Here is a 20,041-nt window from a genome sequence, read left to right on the forward strand (position 1 = left end):
CGCCCGAACGACGCCCGCGAGATGACCTGATTCGCGTTCCGGAGGCCGCCGGAGAGCCGTCCCGGACCCCCGCGCGGCCCCCGTCGGCGGCCGCAACAATCTCGGCTTCACCATGCAACAATCTCGGCTTCACCGTGTGACGATTTCGTCGGGGCGATGACGAGGGCGGCGCCCGGGCGGCACGGTCGGCGCCGCTTGCGGGAAGCGCGTTGTTCGTCGTCGTCCGGGGAAAACCACAGCCCGAGAGTTCGCTGGACGCCCCGTTCCCTCCGCTGTACAGTCCGGCAGGTGCGTGGGCGATCCGTCCGTTCGCCCGCGAAACGCGACACGACGTCGCCTCCGGCGGCCGCGAGCACGGCTTTTGCAAGCCGCCGCAGGCGGAGGGGTGCAATGACGGACCATCCATCGCTCGAAACGCTGCGCCGCGCCCGCGACGCCCACAAGGCGGGACGCGGCCGCGAGGCGCTCGCCTTGGCCGAGGCCGCGCACCGCATGGCCACCGAAATGCCCGGCGCGCCCCCGCAGGCGGCGGCCGCCGAAGGGCTCTACGGCTACCTCCTGGGCACGGTCGGCGGGCGGATGGAAAGCGGCCTCGCCTTCTGCCGCCACGCCGTCGACAACTGCTTCTGGGAGCCGTCGGTCTACGAGACGTTGGCCCGGCTGGAGCTGGCCGCGGGAAACCGGCGCGAAGCGATCGCCGTCCTCGACCGCGGTCTGGCGATGGCGGGGGGCGCCCGCGAACTGCGCGATCTCCGCGCGTCGCTCGGCCGCCGTCGGGCCCCCGCGATTCCGTTCCTGGACCGCAGCCATCCGTTCAACCGCTGGATCGGGATCCTTCGCGCGAGAAGCGCGGCCGCGCCGGCCGTCCAGGCCGTTCCCGCCGCCTCCTCCGCGCGCGGCTCGCGCGGGCGCATCCTCGGCGTTCCCGACTATCACCGGTGACCGCCCGGTCCTCGCGGAAGATCGTCCTGCGGCGCGTCGCGATCGCCTCCGCCGCCTTCGTCGCGTTCCAAGTCGCCTTCGCGGCCCTGACCGCGCACGTTGCGCCGGAGGGGCTCCGCTGGTGCCCCGTGGCGGGCGTCGCGTTCTTCTTCGCGCTGCTGCTCGGGACCACGGCGATTCCCGCGTTCGCCGCGGCGACGGCCATCGTCTTCGCGACGGGAGCGGCCGCGCTGCAGGGAGGCGGGGCGGCGCTGGAGTTCGCGTTCTTCGTCGCCGGCGCCTGCGTCGTCCGCGCGGCGATCGGCCGCCCGCCGCGGATCGACGTGCCGCGGGACGCGCTCGTCCTCGCCGGCGCGACGTTGGGAGTCGCCGCGTTCGACGCCCTGACGGCGCACGCGCTGCTGGTCCCGGAAGGCGGCTGGAGCGCGGCCGCCGGCGCGGCGTTGGCGCAGGCGACGTCGACGCTCGCCCTCGGCGCCCCGCTCCTGATTCTCGCCGGCCCCACGGTCGGCGCATGGCTGCACGGAGCGCTGCCCCAGCAGCGGACGCGCGCCGAGCGGCGGGGCGCGCCGCGCGATCCGCGCGCCTTCGGCGCCGCGGCGGCGCTCGCGCTGACCACCGTCGCCGCGGGCGCCTCGGTGCTTTGCCTCTCCGAGCGGACCGCCGGCTACGGCGCCTACCTGCTGCTCGTCCCGCTCGTCTGGGGCTCGGTCCGCTTCGGCCTGCGCGGCTTCGCCTGGGTGGCGCTGGCCGCCGACGCGGTGTCGCTCACGCACGTCGCCGGCGCGCCGGTCCAGTTCCATCTCTTCGTCATGGTCCTCTGCGGCCTGCTCGTCGCCGCGGCCGCCGAGGGGCACCGGCGGCTGCTGCGGAGCCTGCGCCACGCCGCCGAAGGGCGTCAGGCGCTGCTCGACGCGCTCCCGGACATGATGTTCCGCGAGTCGGCCGGCGGCGTGTTCCTCGAGTTCCACGGCGCCTCCGACTCCCCGCTCATCGCCAAGCCGGCGTCGTTCGTCGGCCGGCGCGCCGCCGAGATCCTGCCGCCGCCGCTCGCCGCGCTCGACGAGCGCATGCGGCGGCGGGCGCTGGAGACGCGGGCGCTCCAGCAGTACGAGTACTCGCTGCCGCTCGGCGGCGAGGAACTCTGGTTCGAGGCGCGGATCGTGCCGTGCGGCGACGAGGAGACGCTGGCCGTCGTCCGCGACGTGACCGAGCGGCGCCGCGCCGAGGAGGACCGGCGGCAGTTCGAGGCGCAGATCCGCCACGCGCAGAAGCTGGAGAGCCTCGGCGTCCTCGCCGGCGGCATCGCGCACGACTTCAACAACCTGCTCGCCGCGGTCCTCGGCAACATCGAGCTCGCCGCGCTCGACATCCCCGCAGGCTGCCCCGCCGCGGCGCGGGCCGCCGACGCCGGACAGGCCGCGCGACGCGCCGCCGACCTGACCCGCCAGCTCCTCGCCTATTCGGGCAAGGGGAAGATGGAGGTCGTCCCGGTCGATCTCTCCGCGGTCGCCCGCGAGATGGGGCGGCTGCTCGCCGTCTCGATCTCGAAGACGGCCCGCGTCGAGTACCTGCTCGCCGACGACCTGCCGCCGGTGACCGCCGATCCGTCGCAGATCAGGCAGGTCTTCATGAACCTGCTGACCAACGCCTCGGAGGCGCTCGGCGGGCGCGACGGACTGATCACCGTCCGCACCGGCGAGGCCGAGTGCGAGCCGGAGACGCTGCGGGCCGCCTACCGCGCGGACGACATGCCGCGCGGCCGCGCGGCGTTCATCGAAGTCGGCGACAACGGCTGCGGCATGGACGAGGAGACGAAGAGCCGGCTGTTCGATCCGTTCTTCAGCACGAAGTTCACCGGCCGCGGCCTGGGCATGGCGGCGGTGCTGGGGATCGTCCGCGGCCACCGCGGCGCGATCGACGTCGTCGCCGATCCCGGCCGGGGCTCGATCGTCCGCGTCTACTTCCCCGCCGCCGCGACCGCCGGGGGCGGCGCCGCCGACGAGGCGCGCGAGCCGGCCGGCGTCACGGCCGACTGAAGATCCCGAAGAGCGCGTAGGCCAGCGCGAGCGCGCCGAACGCCGCCGCGCCGAGCGCCGTGCGCCTCGTCCCCGGCCCCGCGTATCCGGCCCGGCGCGCGGCGAGGGCGCGGCGCGCGACCAAGGGGGCGAGCGCCAGCGCGTCGGCCAGGAGCGGCACGATCAGGAACCACGACGGACGGCGCCACGTGTCCGCGGCGAGAACGGCGGCGAGCGCGTCGGGCGCCCCCGCGCCGGGCGCGCGCAGCGCGAGCGAGGCCGCGTCGAACGCCTGCGCCGCGACGAGCATCGCGGCCCCGGCGAGGGCCAGCCGCAGGCCGAGGCGCGCCGTCCGCGCGTCGTGCGCCGCGCCGTCGGCGGCGAGGGCGCGCCCGGTGAGCCGGCTGCGCACGGCGCCGTGGGCGGCGTAGACGACGAACCCGACGTTGAGCCACGCGGCGAAGCGGAGCCACGAGGTCGGCGGCAGATAGACGATCAGCGCGAGGCAGGAGAGCCCGCCGAGGATCGGCGCGGCGAGGCCGAACGGCGCGCGGAACGGGCGCGGGCGGTCCGGGTCGCGGCGGCGCATCACGATCACGCCGATCGACACCAGCAGGAACGCGAAGAGCGTGCCGATGTTCGTCAGGTCCACCATTTCGTCGATGCTGGCGAAGGCGGAGAAGACGGCGACGAACCCGCCGGTCACGATCGTCGCCCAGTGCGGCGTGCGGAAGCGCGGATGGACGCGCGAGAAGAGCTCCGGCAGCAGGCCGTCGCGCGACATCGCGTAGAAGATCCGCGGCTGGCCGAGCTGGAAGACGAGCAGCACCGCCGTGTGGGCGCAGACCGAGCCGAAGGCGACGATCGCCACCGCCCAGCCGAGGTGCGGCGCGGCGTGGGCCAGCGCCAGCGTGAGCGGCTCCGCCTGCTCGGTGGCGAGGGTGGCGCGGAGGTCGGGATAGGAGACGAGGCCGCAGAAGACGAGCGCCACGGCGACGTAGATCACGGTGCAGAGGGCGAGCGAGGCGATGATCCCGCGCGGCAGCGTCCGCTGCGGGTCCCGCGTCTCCTCGGCGACGGTCGAGACGGCGTCGAAGCCGATGAAGGCGAAGAAGACGATCGCCGCCCCGGCGCCGATCCCGCTCCAGCCGTTGGGGGCGAACGGCGTGAAGTTCGCCGGCTTCACGTAGCGCAGGCCGACGAGGCAGAAGAAGGCCAGCACGACCAGCTTCACCCCGACCATCGTCGCGTTGAAGCGGGCCGACTCGCGGATGCCCCAGACCAAAAGCGCCGTGATCGCGGCGACGATCAGCACGGCGAGCAGGTTGAAGACGATCGGCACGCCGAAGAGGTGCGGCGCCCGTTCGAGCGCGGTCAGCCCCGAGCCGTCCACGAGGCGCGCCGCGGTGCGGTAGTCCATCGCCAGCCACTCGGGAATGTCGAAGCCGAACCCCGAGAGGAGCGTGCGGGCGTAGTTGGCCCAGCTGATCGCCACCGCGACGTTCCCGACCGCGTACTCGATGATCAGGTCCCAGCCGATGATCCAGGCCGTCAGCTCGCCCAGCGTCGCGTAGGCGTAGGTGTAGGCCGAGCCGGAGACCGGGACCATCGCCGCGAACTCGGCGTAGCAGAGCGCGGTGAAGCCGCAGGCGACGGCGGTGAGGAAGAACGAGACGACGAGCGCCGGCCCCGCGCCGGGGCGCGACGCGTCCCCCGCCGCGGCGGTGCCGATCGTGGCGAAGATCCCCGCGCCGATGATCGCGCCGAGGCCGAGCAGGGTCAGCTGCACCGCGCCGAGCTCGCGCTTCAGGCCGCGCCCGCCGCGCCCCGCGTCGGCGAGGATCGCCTCCAGCGGCTTGACGCGGAACGCCCCCGAGCCCGGAGGCTTCATCGGCGTCCGCCTTCGGCCGGCCGGCGCAAGCTCAGAGCAGCCCGAACTGGCGCAGCCGCGCGCGCAGGTCCGGCTCCGACATCCCGAGCCGCGCCGCCGCGCGGGCGACGTCCCCTTCCGCCTCCTCGAGGTGCCGCCGCAGCCAGGTGGACTCGAAGCGGCGGAGCGTGGCGACGATCCCCTCCTCCTCGGTCTCCTCGCCGCCGGCGAAGTGCGCCGGCAGGTCGGCGAGCCGCGCCACCCGCCCCGGCGTCAGCAGCACGAGCCGCTCGAGGGTGCGCTGCAGCTCCCGCACGTTCCCCGGCCATTCGTAGCGCAGCAGCGCGAACATCGTCTCCGGCGCCAGCAGCATGTCCTCGCGCGCGTACTCGCGCGTCAGCTCGCCGAGGAACCGCTCGCACAGCTCGGGGATGTCGTCGCGCCGGTCGCGCAGCGTCGGCGTCTCCACGACGTGCGGGAAGACGTCGAGGAACGCCGCGCCGAGCGCCCCCTCCGCGGCGAGCTTCTCCGGCGCCGCCTGCAGCGCGACGATCAGCTGCGGCCCGCTGCGCACGCGCCGGCCGGTGGCCGGGCAGACGAAGGCCCCCGACCGCACGCCGTCCACCAGCAGCTCCTGCACGTCGGCCGGCAGCGCGTCGGCGTTCTCGAGGTAGAGCGCGCCTTCGTCGGCCAGCGCGATCCGCCCGCTCTCCTCGTCGTCCGCGGGATCGCCGAAGAGGGCCGCGAGCAGCCGCTCGCCGGGCAGCGCGGAGACCTGCACGTCGAGGAACGGGCCGTCCGGATGGAGGGAGTGGAGCGACAGCCAGCGCGCCGCGAGACGACGGCCGGTCCCCTTCTCGCCGTGGAGCAGCACCGGGCGGCCGTCCGCCGCGCCGGCCAGCTCGCGCCGCAGCCGCTCGACCCGCGCGCTCTTCCCGACGAACTCCGCCTCGCGCCGCAGCTCGGCGCTCAAGGCGCGGTTGCGCCGTTCGAGCCGTGCGTGGCGCAGCGCGTTGGCGGCGACGACGAGCACGCGGTCGAGCGAGACCGGCTTCTCGACGAAGTCGTACGCGCCGAGCTTCGTCGCCTTGACCGCCGTCTCGATCGTGCCGTGGCCTGAGATCATCACCACCGGCGCGGCGACGCCCCGTTCGCGCAGGTGCTTGAGCGCCTCGATGCCGTCGATCCCGGGGAGCCAGATGTCGAGGAAGATCGCGTCGGGCGCGCACTCCGCGGCCCGCTTGATCCCTTCCTCCGCCGACTCCGCGCCGACGACTTCGTATCCCTCGTCCTCGAGGATCTGCGCGAGGGCGCGGCGCACCGGCTCCTCGTCGTCCACCACCAAGATCCGGCCCCGCCGCTCCTGCCCGTCCATCGAACCCTCGCCTTCCTCAGGCGGCCGTCGCCGCGGGCAGCTCGATCACGACCCGCGCCCCGCCGCCGGGGTTGTCCTCGACCCGGATCCGTCCGCCGTGCTCGAGGACGACTTGCTCGACGATCGCCAGCCCCAGGCCCGTCCCGCCGGGGCGGCGCGTGAAGTCAGGTTGGAACATCCGCGCCCGGTCCTCGGGCGGCACGCCGGGGCCATTGTCCGCCACTTCCAGCGCCACGGCGCGCCCGCCGTGGGCCGCCGCGGTCCGCACGGTCACCGCGCCGTCCGCGCCGACCACCGCCACGGCGTTGTCGAGGAGGTTGATCAGGCAGCGGCGCAGCGCCTCGGGGTCGATCCGGTGCGGCGGAAGGTCGGCGGCGAGTTCGGCGGCGAAGCGCAGGTGGGCGTGCGAATTGCGGTAGAGCGCCAGCGCCTCGCCGACGACGTCGTTGATCGAGGCCGGCCGCGGCTTGATCTCCGGCAGCCGCGCGAAGCGCGAGAACTCGGAGACCAGCCGCTGGATGCTCTCCACCTCGCGCACGATCGTCGCCGTCCCTTCCTCGATCACCGGCAGGAAGTCGTCGGTCCCCTTGCGGTAGCGGCGGAGCATCCGCTCGGCGGAGAGGCGGATCGGCGTCAGCGGGTTCTTGATCTCGTGCGCCAGCCGCCGCGCGACCTCGCCCCACGCGGCGAGCCGCTCCGCGCGGCGCAGGCGGGTGAGGTCCTCGAGCACGACGAGCACCGCGTCGTCCCCCGCGCCGACCGCGAAGCGCGCGGCCGAGGCGACGAGCGTGACCTGCGCGCCGCGCACCGAGACCGTCGTCTCCCCCGCCGCGCGTTCGGCCTCGCCGGCGACGAGCGGCCGCAGCGCGCGGGCCAGCGGCTCGAGGCCGCCGCCGAGGAACTCGCCGAGCGGCGCGCCCGGCTCGACCGTCTCGAGGCCGAGGACGTCGAGCGCGGCGCGGTTGACCGCCGTCGCCCGCCCCGCGGCGTCGAGGCCGACGACGCCGACCGGGATCGACTCCAGCAGCGTGGCGATGTAGCGGCCGCGCTCCTCGAGGTCCACGCGCGCCCGTTCGAGTTCGCGCGCCATGCGGTTGAACGAGGCGGCGAGCCGGCCGACCTCGTCCCCCGTCCGCTCGGCGACGCGGTAGGAGAGTTCGCCGCGGGCCAGCGCCTCGGTGCCGCGGGCGAGGTCGAGGATCGGCTCGGTCACCTGCCGCGCGATCAGGAAGCCGGCCCAGACCGCGGCGAAGAGGACGAGGATCGTCAGGAGCGCGAAGAGGGTGAAGTAGAGCCGCTCGACGCTGCTCCGGCTGCCGCGGAAGCCGCGCCAGTCGGCGGCGGCGCTCTCGATCGCCTCGAAGCGGCGGGCGTCCTCCTCGCCGACGTAGAGCGCGGTCCAGGCGAGGCCGCCGCCCGCCGACGCGGGGAGCGGCTCGGCGGCGACGACCCGCTCGCCGAACGGCAGCCGGTCGCGCGCCGCGCGCCCCTGCCCGAGCTCCGCGACCTTCTCCGCGAGGCCTTCGGGCAGGCGCGTCAGCTCGCTCGGGCGGATCGCCTCCGCGCCGCCGGCCGGCGCCGACGCGACCGCGAGCGGCGCCCCGACGCGCGGCGCGTAGCCGACCGCGGCGAGGCCGTAGCGGCGCCGCGCCTCGTCGAGCGTCTTCGCCAGTTCGCCCCGCGCGGGGCTGTCGCCGCGGGCCAGCGGGCCGGCGGCGAGGTCGCGCGCGAGAGCCCGCGCGAGGCGCGCCGCCTGGTCCTCCTGCCCGCGCCGCGCCGCCTCGACGACCTGCGCCGCCTCGAGCACCGGCTCCGGCGGCGCGAGGTCGGAGAGGGAGCGGCGGACCATGCCGATCGCCGCGGCGAAGAGGATCACCGACGGGAGCAGCACGAGCAGCAGGAACGCGAACGTCACCCGCGCCTGCAGCCGCGAGCCGAGGAGCCCGCGCCGCCGTCCGGCGAGGACGCGGCCGAGGTTGCGCACGCCGACGAAGGCGAAGGCGAGCAGCAGGCCGACGATGGCGACGGTGAGCAGCGAGAGGAGCGTCTTGTCGGAGGCGAGGCGGGTGTCGCCGACCTTTCCCCGCTGCACCACGTAGTAGACGCCGACGGCGAGGACGAGCAGGACGACGCCCGCGACGAGCCCCACCCGGTCGAGACGCAGCCGGATCCGCTTCACGACGCCGTCACGCGCCCGGCGGCTTGGGCGAGGCGAGCGGGCCCGGGCCGCCTTCGAGATACCACGCCGAGCGGTCGGCGAGCAGCGCGTCCACCAGCCGGCCGTGCAGGTCGTGCCCGCTGCGCCAGGCGACGATCCGCCCCTCCAGCGAGCAGCCGAGCAGCGCGAGGTCGCCGACGAGGTCGAGCAGCTTGTGGCGCACGAACTCGTCCGGGAAGCGGAGCGGAATCCCCTCCACCCCCTCGTCGCCGACGAAGATCGCGTTGTCGAGCGAGCCCCCCTTGGCCAGCCCCATCGCCTGCAGCTTGTCCACGTCCCGCTTCATGCCGAACGTGCGCGCCGGGGCGAGCTTCTCGAGGAAGTCCTCGGCGCGGTCGAGGCGGACGGTCAGCTCCTGATAGCCGAGCGCCTCGTGCTCGAAGTCGATCGCCGCGGTGATCCGCAGGCCGGGACCGGGATGGATCTCCAGCCGCCGCCCTTCGTCGCCGACCGCGACGCGCTGTGCGACGACCATCACCGGCCGCGGCGGCGCCTGCTCCTCGAAGCCGGCCTCGAGCAGCGCCCGCGCGAACGGCAGCGCCGAGCCGTCGAGGATCGGCACCTCCGGCCCGGAGAGCCGCAGATAGGCGTTGTCCACGCCGAGGGCGTAGAGCGACGCGAGCAGGTGCTCCGGCGTGTCGATCGACGCCCCCTCGCGGCTCAGGCGGCTGGCGTGGACCATGCCGGACCGGTTCTGCTGCAAAGCCGGAACGAGGAAGTCGCCCAGGTCCTCGCGGACGAAGACCAGTCCCGTCCCCGCGGGCGCCGGCTCGACGATCAAGCGCGCCGGTTGGCCGCGGTGCAGGCCGACCCCGTCGAGGCGGGCGGGACGCCGCACGGTACGTTGCGCACGCATAAGCGGATTCTACACGCCGCACTCGTCATTGACCGTTGCGCCGGTCGGACACCAAAATGGAGGTGCCGCCCACGCCCGGCGGCCTGGAGGGGATTCGATGCCTCAGGGTCTGAACCCGAAGTTGATCGGGGAGGTCGCCGAGCGCGCCGCCCGCGATGTCCGCGCCGCGCTCGAAGCGGTCAGGCTCCCCGCGACCGCCGCCGAAACCCCGCAGGCGCTGACCGAGGCGCTGGCCGAGGTCCGCGGCGCCGTCTCGCAGCCGGCCGTGCTGCGGGCGCTGATGCGCGCCGTCGCGCGCTTCGGCGCGCGCGCCGCCGTGTTCGTGCCGCGCGGCGCCAAGCTCGAGGGGTGGGAGGGGGTCGGCTTCGAGGACGACCCGGCCGTCGCCGCCGGTCTGCGCGGCGTCGTCCTTTCGCGGGAACAGGCGTCGCTCGCCACGGTCTTCGAGGAGCGGCGCGCGGTCAACGCCGAGGTCGGCGGGCCGTTCCCGGTGCCCGAATTCGGCCAGACGATCCGCGGCGAGGCGCTGCTCGCGCCGCTGCTCGTGCAGGAAAAGGTCGCCGGCGTCGTCTACGCCGATCCGGCCGGCGGTCCGGTCGACTTCGACCGCACGGCGGCGCGGCTGATCGTCGACTACGCCGGGCTCGCCGTGGAGCGCTTGGTGCTGGCGCGCATGCTCCAGCCGTCCGCGCAGCCGTCGCCCGCGGCCCACGCCGCCCCGCAGCCGGTTCCCGCGGCCCACGCCGCGCCGCAGACGGCGCCCCGTCCGGCCGCCGCGCCGGAACCGGCCACGAACGCCACGGTGCGCCTCGCCGCGCCGACCGCGGGCGGCTTCCGCTTCGGCGGCCCCGCGCCGGCCGAGGAGCGAACCGCCCCGGAGCCGCGCCCGGCCGTCCGCCCCGTCGCGCCGCCGGTCGAGCCGGAACGGCCGCACGCCGCGCCGCGTCCGGCGCCGGAAGAAGAACGGCCGCAGTACGCGCCCCGCCCCGTCGCGCCGATCGAGCCGCCGCCGGTCGCCCCGCGCCCGGCCGCCATTCCCGTCTCCCCGGCCGAGCCCGCGCCGGTCGTGCACCACGCGGCCGCGCCGATCGAGCCGCCGCCCATCGCCCCGCGCCCGATCGCCCCGGTCGAGGCCCCCGTCGCCGCTCCCCGCCCCGCCGGCTCGCCGGCCCGCGCCGGCGACGCGGCGTCGATCCTCGCCGCGCTCAACGACAACGCCGCCGACCCCGAGGCCGAGGCCGCCGACGCGCGCCGCTACGCCCGCCTGCTGATGGACGAGATCATGCTCTACCACGGCGCGGCGGTGGAGGAAGGACGCGCCGCGCGCGACATCCGCGACCGTCTGGCCGACGAGATCAACCAAGCCCGCCAGATGTACGAGCGGCGCGTGGACGCGCGCGTCCGCGGCGCGGGCGACTACTTCGAGGAGGCGCTGGTCCAGATCATCGCCGGCGGCGACGCCGGCGCCCTCGGTCCGGCGTAGCGCCCTTGGATTCCCGGCGTTCCGCGAACGCGTCCGCCGCGCCCCGCGCGGGCGGCGGACGCGAAGCCTCTCCTTCGGCCGACGCGCCCGCCGCCCCGGCGGGCGCGTCGCGCGTTCCCCGTCCTTCGGGCCGCGCCGCCGCGGCCGGCGACGCGGCGCTGCTCGTCTGCGCGGTCTTGTGGGGCACGACCTTCCCGCTGACCAAGCTGGCGATGGCCCACTCGACGCCGCTCGCCTTCACCGCGTTCCGCTTCTGCCTCGCCACCGTCGCCCTCGTGCCGCTCGCCCTCCGCGGGCCGGGCCTCGCGGGGCTCTGGCGCGCGCGCTGGTGGGGCTGCGGCGTCGGGCTGCTCGTCGCGGCGGGGTTCTGGCTGCAGACCTACGGCCTGACGCGGATCTCGTCGCCCCGCTCGGCGTTCCTCACCGCGTTCTACGTGTTCTTCACGCTCGGCCTGGAGTGGCTGGTCTTCCGCCGCCCGCCGGGATGGTGGGTCGCGGCGGGGGCGGCGCTCGCCTTCGTCGGGGTCGCCGTGATGACCGGCGCCGGGGCGGGCGACCCGATCAACTCCGGGGACGTCGCCACGCTGGTCTGCGCCCTCACCTTCGCCGGGCAGATGGTCCTGCTCTCCGGGGCGCTCAAGCGGCACGACCCGGGGAAGATCCTCTTCCTCGAGATCGGCTCGTGCGCCGTCCTGTCGATCGTCGCCGCGCCGCTTTTCGAGACGCCGCGGCTCGACTGGAGCGCGCCGTTGGTCGCCACGGCGCTCTACCTCGCGCTGATCGCGACCGCCCTCGTGCTCGGGCTGCAGAACTTCGGCCAGAAGCGGACGACCGCCTCGCGCGCCGGCGTGCTCTTCTCGTCCGAGCCGGTCTGGACGACCGTCTTCGCCGCGGCGTTCTTCGGGGAGGTCGTCACGGGGCGCACGCTCGTCGGCGGGGCCTTGGTCCTCGGCGGCCTGCTCGTCACGACGCTCGCGCCGCGTCCCGCGCCGCACGCCTGACGCCGCGTCGCGCGTCCCGCGGCCGGCGGCGCGCGATCCGCGGTCGCCGGCGGCGCGTCGCGCCAAGCGCCGCCGCTCAGTCGAGATCGACCTCGCCGCGGTAGACGAAGCGGGCCTCGCCGGAAAGACGCGCCGGCCCGCCGCCCCCCTCCAGCGAGACGCGCAGCGGCGTCTCCGCCGGCGGCATCAGGACGACGTCCGCGGCCGCGTCGGGCGCCGGCGCGAGGGTCAGCGCCGCGGCGAGCGCGCCGCTGCCGCAGGCCAGCGTCTCCCCCACGCCGCGCTCGAACGTCCGCACGTGCAGCGTCCCCCGCTCCTCGCGCAGCAGCGTCACGTTCACCTGGCCGCGCAGGTCGGGGCGGGCGTCGAAGAGGGCCGCGGCGAGGCGCGGGAGCTCCCAGCCGCCCTCCGGCTCGCGCAGGACGACGTGTTCGACGCCGGCGCTGATCCGCGGCCCGGCGAGTTCCGCCTCCGCGAACGGAAAGGCCACGCGCGGCTCGACGACGAACGGCCGCGGCGCCTCGATCTCGACGTCGTCGGCGACGCGCAGCGCTCGGACGACGAGCCCGGGGAAGACGATCGTCAGCGGCAGGACGTCGGCGCCGAGCAGCTTCCCGATCCGCGCGACGCAGCGCGAGCCGTTGCCGCAGAAGCCGGCCGGCGAGCCGTCGGCGTTGACGAAGTCGACCTCGACGCGGTCCCGCTCGAGGCGGCGCACGGCGATCAGCCCGTCCGCCCCGACCGACACGCGCCGCGGGCAGAGCCGCCGCGCCAGATCCTCCGGCGACGCCGGCAGCCCGCCGCGGGCGTCGAGGACGACGAAGTCGTTCCCCGCCCCGGCCATTTTCCAAAAGCGCAGCGTCGTGCCGGCCATCCCCTACTCCTTCGCCGTCCCGGGCGTCACGGCCGCGGCGCGACCCAATCGGTCGGGCCGGCGGGAGCGGCGCGGTTCCCCGCCTTGTCCACCGCGACGACGCGGTAGCGGCGGCGTCCCGCGTCGGCGTCGGCGTCGACGAAGAAGCTCTCCGGCGTCTCGACCGCGCCGACCTCGACCCACGCGTCCTTTCCTTCGAGCTGGCGCTCGACGATCGCCTTCGCCTCGTCGGCCGAGCCGCCGGGGTACCAGAAGACCCGCACGCGCCGCGTCTCGGGCGCCGCGTCCACCTGCTGCGGCGGACGGGGCGGGAAGACGTCCCGGTAGGCGAGCGACGCCGCCGCGCCCAACTCCGACTCGACCGGCGGCTCCTGCTTCTCCTCCGCCCCGTAGGTCGCCGCGTAGCGCAGGTCGTCGCCGTAGCGCGCCTCGTCGTCGAACAGCTCCTTCGCGCCGGCCGCCGCCGTGCGCCACGGCCGCCAAGAGAACGGCTCGGCGCCGCGGGCGCGGTAGATCCGCACCGCCTTGGCCCGCGCGTCCTCCGGCGCCGTCCAGCGCAGCCGCACCCCCGTTTCCTCGGGCGACGCCGCGAGCGCGGGGACGCCGCGCAGGCCGGGACGCAGCGGCGCGAACGGGATCCGCGGCGAGGCGAAGGAGCGCGAGCGCTTGTCGCCGAGCGCCGCGGCGAGCACGAACGTCGCCGGCGGCAGCTTGTCCAGCGGCAACGCGTCGATCCGCTCGACGTCGCGCGTCCGCGCGCCGTCCTCGAACGGCGCGAGCGGCACGCGCATCGCGCCGCGCTCGAACTCGGTCTCGCGCGCCGGGCCGTCCCAGCCCGACGTGTCGCCGCCGCGCACGGCGAGGACGAGCGCGACCGGGCGCGCCGGCGCGCGCAGCGGCGCCCCTTCCAGCGTGCGCAGCGGGTAGCGCGCGGAGACCTCGATCCTGTCGCCGCGCTGGCGCCATTCGGCGTCGCGCGGCGCGGCGGGGATCCGCGGCAGCGGCGGCGACGGGCTGCCGCGGTGGCCGCAGGCGCCGGTCAGGGTCAGGAACGAGCAGAGGGCGACGAAGAAGAGCGCGCGCTTCACAGGACGAACCTCGCGAGATCCTGGCGCTCGACGAGATCGCCCAGCGCCTTCTTGACGTCGTCGGCCTCGACGACAACCTTGCCGCGCACCGTGTCCGGCGCGCCGAAGAGCTGCGGCTCGAGCAGCCGCTCCAGCACCGTGGCCAGCCGCCGGGCGCCGATGTCCTCGGTCGCCTCGTTGACCGCCGCGGCGATCCGCGCGATCTCCTCGATCGCGCCCTTGGTGATTTCGAGCTCCACCCCGTCCACGTCGAGCAGCGCCTGGTACTGCCGCGGCAGCGAATTCTCGGTCTCGGCGAGGATCCGCACGAAGTCCGCGCGCGTCAGGCGGGAGAGCTCGACGCGGATCGGCAGCCGCCCCTGCAGCTCGGGCATCAGGTCGGACGGCTTGGCGACGTGGAAGGCGCCGGCGGCGATGAACAGGATGTGGTCGGTGCGCACCGGCCCCTGCTTCGTCTGCACGACCGTTCCCTCGACGATCGGCAGCAGGTCGCGCTGCACCCCCTGCCGCGAGACGTCGGGCCCCGCGCCGCCGCCGCCCCCGGCGACCTTGTCGATCTCGTCGATGAAGACGATTCCGCTCGCCTCGACCCGCTCGACGGCGGCGCGCGAGATGTCTTCCTTGTCGAGGCGCCGCTCTTCCTCTTCGCGCTGGAGCAGCTCGCGCGCCTCGGCGACCGTCGCCGAGCGCCGCCGCGTGCGCCGCCCGAAGCCGGGCATCATCTCGCCCAGCCGGACGTCGATCTCCTCGCTGCCCGGCCCGCCGGCGATCTTGAACGCCGGCGCGGCGTCCTCGTCGAGCTCGACCTCGATCCGCTTCTCCTCGAGCTTTCCGTCGCGCAGGTCGCGCCGCATCGCCTCGCGCGCCTCGACCCGCTCGCGCAGGTCGGCCGTCGAGGGCGCCGCGGAGCGCGGCCCGGCGAGCGCCTCGAGCAGCCGATCCTCGACCGCCCGCGCGGCCGCCGCGGCGACGTCCCGCCGCCGGGCCCGCCGCACCTGTTCCGCGGCCAGTTCCGCGAGGTCGCGGATCATCGACTCGCAGTCCCGCCCGACGTAGCCGACCTCGGTGTACTTCGTCGCCTCGACCTTGAGGAACGGGCAGCCGGTCAGCCGCGCGACGCGCCGCGCGATCTCGGTCTTGCCGACGCCGGTCGGGCCGATCATCAGGATGTTCTTGGGCAGGATCTCCTCGGCCATGCGCGGCGGGAGCTGGCGGCGCCGCCAGCGGTTGCGCAGCGCGACGGCCACGGCCCGCTTGGCCGCGTCCTGCCCGACGATGAAGCGGTCGAGCTCGGCGACGACGCGCGCCGGCGTCAGGTCGTCGATCGGCCGCTCCGGCTCCTCGAGGTCCAGCCCCGGCGTCCGCTTCGGTCCCGGCATGTAGAAGACCATCGCCCCGCTCTCCGCGCCGCCGTCACTCCGGCAGCGTCTCGCAGACCACGCGGCCGTTGGTGTAGATGTCGATCTCGCCGGCGATCTTGAGCGCCTCGACGGCGATCGTCGCCGCGTCGAGTTCCGTGTGCCGGGCGAGGGCGCGCGCCGCGGCGAGGGCCGCCGAACCGCCGCTGCCGATCGCCAGCAGGTCGTCGTCCGGCTCGATCAGGTCCCCCGTGCCGGAGATCAGCAGCAGCCGCTCGGCGTCGGCGACGACGAGCAGCGCCTCGAGCCGCCGCAGCGCGCGGTCCGTGCGCCACTCGCGGGCCAGCTCGACCGCGGCCCGCTCGAGCCGGCCCGAAAACTCGTCGAGCTTCTCCTCGAAGCGGGTCAGAAGGGCGAAGGCGTCCGCGGCGCCCCCGGCGAAGCCGGCGATCACGCGCCCCCCGGCGAGGCGGCGGACCTTGCGCGCCCCGGCCTTGACGATCGACTTGTCGAGGGTGACCTGGCCGTCGGCCGCCACGGCCGTGCGGCCGCCGCGGCGCACCGCCAGCACCGTCGTCCCGTGGAACCGCTCCATCGTCGCCTCCGGCCGGACCGTTCGAGGCCCCCGACGAAAAGGGGCGCGCCGCGGCGCGCCCCTTCCGCAATGTCCGCGCGGACGGTCAGAAGGCCGCGACGGCCTGCTTCTCGTCCGGGTAGGAATCGAAGATCGCGATCAGCTTGGTCAGCGTGAAGAGGTCGGTGATCCGCTGGTTGAGGCCGCAGATCTTCAGGTCGCCGCCGGCCTCGCGCACGCGCTTGAGGCAGGCCACGACTTCGCCGATCCCCGCGCTGTCCATGAAGCGGACGTTGCTGAGGTCGAGGACGATCTTGGTGCAGCCGCTCTCGAGCTGCTTGTGGATCTGGTCGCGGAGGGCCAGGTCGCCCTCGCCCAGGCGGATGTCGCCCAGCGGGGCGATCGCGCAAACGTTGCCGGCCATCTTGACGTCGATTTTCATTGGTGCCTCCTCGAGAAGATCTAAGTGTATCGCGAAAGCGCCCGCCGGGATCAGCGTCCCGTCGCTCCATTCCCCGCGGGCGCGGCCGCTTCGGGGATGGCGGTCTTCAGTTCGGCGCCCTTCCGCGCCCAATCCGATCCGGGATGTTCCGCGGCGAGCCGGTCGAGCGCCTCCCGCGCCGCGGCGTGCTGGCCGAGCGCGAGGCGGACCTTGGCCAGTTCGTAGAGGGCCTGCGGCCGGCGGCGGGAGCCGGGGTACTTGTCGGTCAGCTCGGCGAACCGCCCCGCGGCCCCCTCGAGGTGCTTCTTCTCCAGGTAGAACCGGCCGACGATCCACTCGTGCTCGGACAGCCGGTCCTGCGCCCGCAGCAGCATCGACCGCGCCGCGCGGCCGAACGGGTCGTCCGCCGGGAGCTCGTCCACCATCGCCTGGAAGTGGTTGAGCGCCTTGAGCGAGAACTCCTGGTCGTTGTCCGGGCTGTCCGCCTGGTCCAGCAGGCAGACGCCGATCATGAAGCGGGCGTAGCGCGCCTTCGGGTGGAGCGGATAGAAGTTCAGGAACTGCTCGTAGCGGCTCTGCGCCTCGACGAGCGTGACCGAGCCGGTCTGGAAGTAGTAGGCGTCGGCCAGCGCGAGCTTGACCAGCGGGTCGAGGTCCTCGCTCACCGGCGCGTTCATGCCGACGTCGCCGAGCACCTTGATCGACTCCAGGAAGTGCCGCTTGTCGAGCATCTTCTGGCCCTGCTCGTAGAGCGATTCGTTCTGGAGGTCGACGATCTTCGCGCGGTGATGGCAGCCGCCGAGCGACGCGGCGAGCGCGGCGAGGGCGAGGGCGAGAAGGACGCGGCGTGCGTTGCGGATCACGGTGTCTCCCATTGGCGCAGGGCGGCGGCGAGCGGCGCGGGAATGCGGCGCGGCCGGCCGGAAGCCCGCTCCACGGCGGCGTGGATCGTGAAACCTTCGGCGAGCGTCTCGCCCGTGGCCGGGCGGACGACGCGATAATCGAACCGGACGCGCGGCCCCTCGATCAGGCCGATCGACGTCCGGACCTCCAGCTGTTCGTCGTAGCGGGCGGGGCTGCGGTAGCGGGCGTCGGCCTCGACGACGGGGAAGAGGAACCCCATCTCGTCCTCGACCGCCGCGTACGGCACGCCGGCGGAACGCATCAGTTCCGTCCGCCCCATCTCGAACCAGGCGAGGTAGTGCATGTGGTGCGCCACGCCCATCCGGTCGATTTCCGGATAGCGGACGCGGAACGGCACGACGCTCTCGGTCTTCGGCGCGTCGGCCATCAAGCGGCCTCCGCCGCCGCGCGCAGGGCGCGCGCCGCGGCGACCGGGTCGGCGGCGCCGCAGACCGCGGCCCCGGCGACGAGCGAGCCCGCGCCGGCGCGGACGAGCTCCGCGACGCTGCGGACGGAGACCCCGCCGTCCACCTGGATCAGCGGCGCGGCGCCCCGTTCCGCGCCGAGCGCGGCGACGCGGCGGATCTTGTCCAGCGAGCCGGGGATGAACGACTGGCCGCCGAAGCCGGGGTTGACCGACATCACGACGACGAAGTCGAGGTCGGCCACGATCTCGCGCAGCGACTCGACCGGCGTGGCCGGGTTGAGCGCGGCGCCGGCCTTCATCCCCGCCGCGCGGATCGCCTGGATCGTGCGGTGGAGGTGCGGGCAGGCCTCGACGTGGACGCTGAGGCGCGCGGCGCCGGCGTCGGCGAACGGCGCGATCCAGCGGTCGGCGTTCTCGATCATCAGGTGGCAGTCGAGCGGCAGGCGCGTCGCCTTCTTCAGCGCGGCGACAACCGGCGGGCCGATCGTCAGGTTGGGGACGAAGTGCCCGTCCATCACGTCCACGTGGACGACGTCCGCCCCGCCGGCCTCGATCGCGGCCAAGGCGTCGGCCAGCCGGGCGAAGTCGGCGGAGAGGATCGAGGGGGCGAGTTCGATGCGCACGGCGTCCTTCCTCACGGCGCGCCGACCGTGACGGTCAGGGCGTCCTCGGTTCCCACCGGCTTCCCCGCGGCCGGGTCCTGCGCCGAGACCGTTCCTTCGGTTCCGGCCCCCTGCGTCCGCACCCGCTTGAAGCCGGCGCGGGCCAGGACCTGCAGCACGTCGGCCGCCGGGCGGCCGACGAGGTTCGGCATCACGTAGACCCGCGGCGGCGCGCCGTCGCTGACGAGCAGCGCCACCTTGTCCCCCGGCGCGGCCTCCGCCCCCGCGGGCGGATCCTGGGCGAGGACGCGTCCCGGCGGCACGCCGGGGTCCGGCGCGTCCGCCTGGTCGCCGAGCGCGAACTGCGCCGCGGTGAGCGAGGCGTCGGCGCGCGAGGCGCTCGAGCCGACGAGGTCGGGGACCGTCGCGCGGCGCACGCCGAGGCTGACGACGAGCCGCACCGGCCGGCCGGGGCGCGTTTCGCTCCCCGCCGCCGGCGTCTGCTGGAGCACCCGCCCCTCCGGCGCCGAGGCGTCGAAGCGGCGGCCGGCGACTTCCGGGTTGAGTCCCGCGGCGCGCAGCGCCTGTTCCGCGGCCGCGGCGTCGAGGCCGACGACCGACGGGGCGCGGACGACGGGGCTGTGCCCCGCGGCGAAGCGCAAGGCGAGCCAGATCCCGCCGACGAACGTCAGCCCCAGCGTGGCCGCCAAAAGGGCCCCGCGCAGCACCGACGCCCAGCGCTCCGTCCTGGACCTCATCCTCGTCCGTCCCCTGCCTGAACCAACGCCGCGCGGCCCGTTCCGGTTCCCCCGATTCGATCTCGGGCGCCCGTTTCGCGGTCCGAAAGCGCCCGCCAGTCTATCAGCCGCCGGCCCCGCCCACGAACCGCCCCACGGCGGCGGCTGAGTTCCGGGTCACGGCGCGGTCTGTGCAGCGTCGAAGCTCGGCCCCACGAACCGCCCCACGGCGGCGGCGGAGTTCTAGGGGCGCCGAACGAGCCGCGCGGCGACGAACCCTTCGGTGTCTTCCTCGTCCGGCCGGGTCCGCAGCAGCGGCGGGTCGCCGGCGACGAGCCCGTCCGCGGCCTCGCCGAGCGTCTCTCGCGGATCCTCGGCCGCGAACTCGGGGTGCGCCGCGAGGAAGGCCCGCACGACATCCTCGCCTTCCTCCGGTTCGAGGCTGCAGACGGCGTAGACCAGCGCGCCCCCCGGACCGACGAGCGCCGCGGTCCGCTCGAGCATCGCCGCCTGCCGCGCCGCGCACTCCGCGACGTCCGACTCGGCCAAACGGTCCCGCTTCTCGGGTCGCTTCCGCAGCGTCCCCGTGCCGGTGCAGGGGGCGTCGAGCAGCGCGAGGCCGAAGACGCCGTCCCGCAGCGGCGGGCGCAGCGCGTCGGCCCGCGCGGCGGTCGCCCGCTCGCCGGGACGCGCGGTCCGCCGCAGCGAAGCCGCCAAGAGCCGCGCCCGCGTGCGGTGCAGTTCGAGCGCGGCGAGGCCGCCGCGCGCCAGCGGCGCCAGAAGCGCCGCCTTGCCCCCCGGCGCGGCGGCGACGTCGGCCACCGGGCGCTCGTCGCGCGGCGCGGCGAGCAGCGCCACCAGCGCCGCCCCTTCGTCGAGGAGCACGAACGAGCCGGCCGCGAACTCCTCGGTTTCCTGCGGCGCGCCCCCCTTCACGACGAGGCCGCCGGGATGCCGCGCCGCCGGCTCGGTCTCCACCCCCGCCGCGGCCAGCCGCTCGGCCAGCGCCGCGCGGTCGTCGAGCGCGACGAGGAACGGCCGCGCGGGTCGCAGCGCGGCCTCGACGAGCCGGCGCGCGCGCTCCTCGCCGTAGGTCCGCCGCCAGCGCTCGAGCAGCCACGCCGGCACGGTGGCCAGCGGATCGAGCGGCGGGCGGGCCGCGGCGATCCGCCGCAGCACGGCGTTGACGAGGGGCGCCGCCTCCGGCGACTCCCCCATCTTCAGCGCCTCGACCGTCTCCGAGACGGCGGCCGCGGCCGGCACGCCGAGCAGC

General features: G+C 75.3%; 18 protein-coding genes. 4 read left to right on the forward strand and 14 right to left on the reverse strand.

Annotated features, from left to right (window positions below):
* Positions 1 to 390 precede the first annotated feature (390 nt).
* Together LLG88_05285 and LLG88_05290 are read left to right on the forward strand one after the other, a co-directional pair.
* Entirely contained in the window at positions 391 to 942 is a 552-nt protein-coding gene (locus LLG88_05285) for a hypothetical protein (GenBank protein ID MCE5246321.1), read from the forward strand.
* Positions 939 to 2,981 (forward strand): PAS domain-containing protein, encoded by a 2,043-nt coding sequence (locus tag LLG88_05290; protein MCE5246322.1) that lies wholly within the window; start codon positions 939 to 941, stop codon positions 2,979 to 2,981. Before LLG88_05285 ends, LLG88_05290 begins: the two co-directional genes overlap by 4 nt.
* On the opposite strand, the gene LLG88_05295 is transcribed toward LLG88_05290, so the two are convergent.
* Genes LLG88_05295 through lpxC form a run of 4 tightly spaced genes read right to left on the reverse strand, consistent with a single transcriptional unit; the run spans position 2,968 to position 9,279 of the window.
* Positions 2,968 to 4,851 carry an amino acid permease gene (locus LLG88_05295; protein MCE5246323.1) on the reverse strand — a complete coding sequence of 628 codons (1,884 nt, stop codon included), beginning with the start codon at positions 4,849 to 4,851 and terminating at the stop codon, positions 2,968 to 2,970. The two genes, LLG88_05290 and LLG88_05295, sit on opposite strands and share 14 nt — an antisense overlap.
* Before the next feature lie 31 nt (positions 4,852 to 4,882).
* Complete coding sequence (locus LLG88_05300; GenBank protein MCE5246324.1) at positions 4,883 to 6,205, reverse strand: sigma-54 dependent transcriptional regulator; 1,323 nt, start codon at positions 6,203 to 6,205, stop codon at positions 4,883 to 4,885.
* Positions 6,206 to 6,221: 16 nt separating this feature from the next.
* Positions 6,222 to 8,384 (reverse strand): HAMP domain-containing protein, encoded by a 2,163-nt coding sequence (locus tag LLG88_05305; GenBank protein MCE5246325.1) that lies wholly within the window; start codon positions 8,382 to 8,384, stop codon positions 6,222 to 6,224.
* Positions 8,385 to 8,391: 7 nt separating this feature from the next.
* The gene (gene lpxC / locus LLG88_05310; GenBank protein MCE5246326.1) at positions 8,392 to 9,279 is read right to left on the reverse strand and encodes a UDP-3-O-acyl-N-acetylglucosamine deacetylase; all 888 of its coding nucleotides are present in this window, start codon (positions 9,277 to 9,279) and stop codon (positions 8,392 to 8,394) included.
* A 97-nt stretch (positions 9,280 to 9,376) separates the two neighbouring features.
* On the opposite strand from lpxC, the gene LLG88_05315 reads away from it, so the two are divergent.
* Together LLG88_05315 and LLG88_05320 are read left to right on the forward strand one after the other, a co-directional pair.
* Positions 9,377 to 10,762, forward strand: a complete 1,386-nt coding sequence (locus tag LLG88_05315; GenBank protein ID MCE5246327.1) for a hypothetical protein — start codon at positions 9,377 to 9,379, stop codon at positions 10,760 to 10,762.
* A gap of 5 nt (positions 10,763 to 10,767) precedes the next feature.
* Positions 10,768 to 11,763 (forward strand): DMT family transporter, encoded by a 996-nt coding sequence (locus tag LLG88_05320; GenBank protein ID MCE5246328.1) that lies wholly within the window; start codon positions 10,768 to 10,770, stop codon positions 11,761 to 11,763.
* Positions 11,764 to 11,839: 76 nt separating this feature from the next.
* On the opposite strand, the gene dapF is transcribed toward LLG88_05320, so the two are convergent.
* The 10 genes from dapF to LLG88_05370 form a co-directional block, all read right to left on the reverse strand.
* Positions 11,840 to 12,637 (reverse strand): diaminopimelate epimerase, encoded by a 798-nt coding sequence (gene dapF, locus LLG88_05325; protein ID MCE5246329.1) that lies wholly within the window; start codon positions 12,635 to 12,637, stop codon positions 11,840 to 11,842.
* 26 nt (positions 12,638 to 12,663) lie between these two features.
* Entirely contained in the window at positions 12,664 to 13,725 is a 1,062-nt protein-coding gene (locus tag LLG88_05330; GenBank protein MCE5246330.1) for a hypothetical protein, read from the reverse strand.
* A complete protein-coding gene (gene hslU / locus LLG88_05335; protein ID MCE5246331.1) occupies positions 13,722 to 15,116 on the reverse strand; it encodes an ATP-dependent protease ATPase subunit HslU in 1,395 nt (464 codons plus the stop codon). Before hslU ends, LLG88_05330 begins: the two co-directional genes overlap by 4 nt.
* A gap of 22 nt (positions 15,117 to 15,138) precedes the next feature.
* A complete protein-coding gene (gene hslV, locus LLG88_05340) occupies positions 15,139 to 15,678 on the reverse strand; it encodes an ATP-dependent protease subunit HslV (GenBank protein ID MCE5246332.1) in 540 nt (179 codons plus the stop codon).
* 85 nt (positions 15,679 to 15,763) lie between these two features.
* The gene (locus tag LLG88_05345; GenBank protein ID MCE5246333.1) at positions 15,764 to 16,099 is read right to left on the reverse strand and encodes an STAS domain-containing protein; all 336 of its coding nucleotides are present in this window, start codon (positions 16,097 to 16,099) and stop codon (positions 15,764 to 15,766) included.
* Between the two features lie 50 nt (positions 16,100 to 16,149).
* A complete protein-coding gene (gene bamD, locus LLG88_05350) occupies positions 16,150 to 16,962 on the reverse strand; it encodes an outer membrane protein assembly factor BamD (GenBank protein ID MCE5246334.1) in 813 nt (270 codons plus the stop codon).
* The gene (locus LLG88_05355; GenBank protein MCE5246335.1) at positions 16,959 to 17,390 is read right to left on the reverse strand and encodes an acyl-CoA thioesterase; all 432 of its coding nucleotides are present in this window, start codon (positions 17,388 to 17,390) and stop codon (positions 16,959 to 16,961) included. Before LLG88_05355 ends, bamD begins: the two co-directional genes overlap by 4 nt.
* On the reverse strand, positions 17,390 to 18,052 hold the full coding sequence (gene rpe / locus LLG88_05360; GenBank protein ID MCE5246336.1) for a ribulose-phosphate 3-epimerase: 663 nt from the start codon (positions 18,050 to 18,052) through the stop codon (positions 17,390 to 17,392). The genes LLG88_05355 and rpe overlap by 1 nt, the downstream gene beginning before the upstream one ends.
* A gap of 11 nt (positions 18,053 to 18,063) precedes the next feature.
* Complete coding sequence (locus LLG88_05365; protein ID MCE5246337.1) at positions 18,064 to 18,789, reverse strand: PASTA domain-containing protein; 726 nt, start codon at positions 18,787 to 18,789, stop codon at positions 18,064 to 18,066.
* Positions 18,790 to 19,011: 222 nt separating this feature from the next.
* A partial coding sequence (locus tag LLG88_05370; protein MCE5246338.1) for an RsmB/NOP family class I SAM-dependent RNA methyltransferase occupies positions 19,012 to 20,041 on the reverse strand: 1,030 nt, incomplete at its 5' end.

The organism is bacterium (assembly GCA_021372775.1).
Taxonomy (GTDB): Bacteria; Acidobacteriota; Polarisedimenticolia; order J045; family J045; genus JAJFTU01.

Excerpts from the sequence above, each read along its gene's own strand:
- LLG88_05285 (MCE5246321.1), top strand. The coding sequence starts at position 391 with ATGACGGACCATCCATCGCTCGAAACGCTGCGCCGCGCCCGCGACGCC.
- LLG88_05295 (MCE5246323.1), bottom strand. The coding sequence starts at position 4,851 with ATGAAGCCTCCGGGCTCGGGGGCGTTCCGCGTCAAGCCGCTGGAGGCG.
- LLG88_05300 (MCE5246324.1), bottom strand. The coding sequence starts at position 6,205 with ATGGACGGGCAGGAGCGGCGGGGCCGGATCTTGGTGGTGGACGACGAG.
- lpxC (MCE5246326.1), bottom strand. The coding sequence starts at position 9,279 with ATGCGTGCGCAACGTACCGTGCGGCGTCCCGCCCGCCTCGACGGGGTC.
- LLG88_05315 (MCE5246327.1), top strand. The coding sequence starts at position 9,377 with ATGCCTCAGGGTCTGAACCCGAAGTTGATCGGGGAGGTCGCCGAGCGC.
- dapF (MCE5246329.1), bottom strand. The coding sequence starts at position 12,637 with ATGGCCGGCACGACGCTGCGCTTTTGGAAAATGGCCGGGGCGGGGAAC.
- hslU (MCE5246331.1), bottom strand. The coding sequence starts at position 15,116 with ATGGTCTTCTACATGCCGGGACCGAAGCGGACGCCGGGGCTGGACCTC.
- hslV (MCE5246332.1), bottom strand. The coding sequence starts at position 15,678 with ATGGAGCGGTTCCACGGGACGACGGTGCTGGCGGTGCGCCGCGGCGGC.
- LLG88_05345 (MCE5246333.1), bottom strand. The coding sequence starts at position 16,099 with ATGAAAATCGACGTCAAGATGGCCGGCAACGTTTGCGCGATCGCCCCG.
- LLG88_05355 (MCE5246335.1), bottom strand. The coding sequence starts at position 17,390 with ATGGCCGACGCGCCGAAGACCGAGAGCGTCGTGCCGTTCCGCGTCCGC.
- LLG88_05365 (MCE5246337.1), bottom strand. The coding sequence starts at position 18,789 with ATGAGGTCCAGGACGGAGCGCTGGGCGTCGGTGCTGCGCGGGGCCCTT.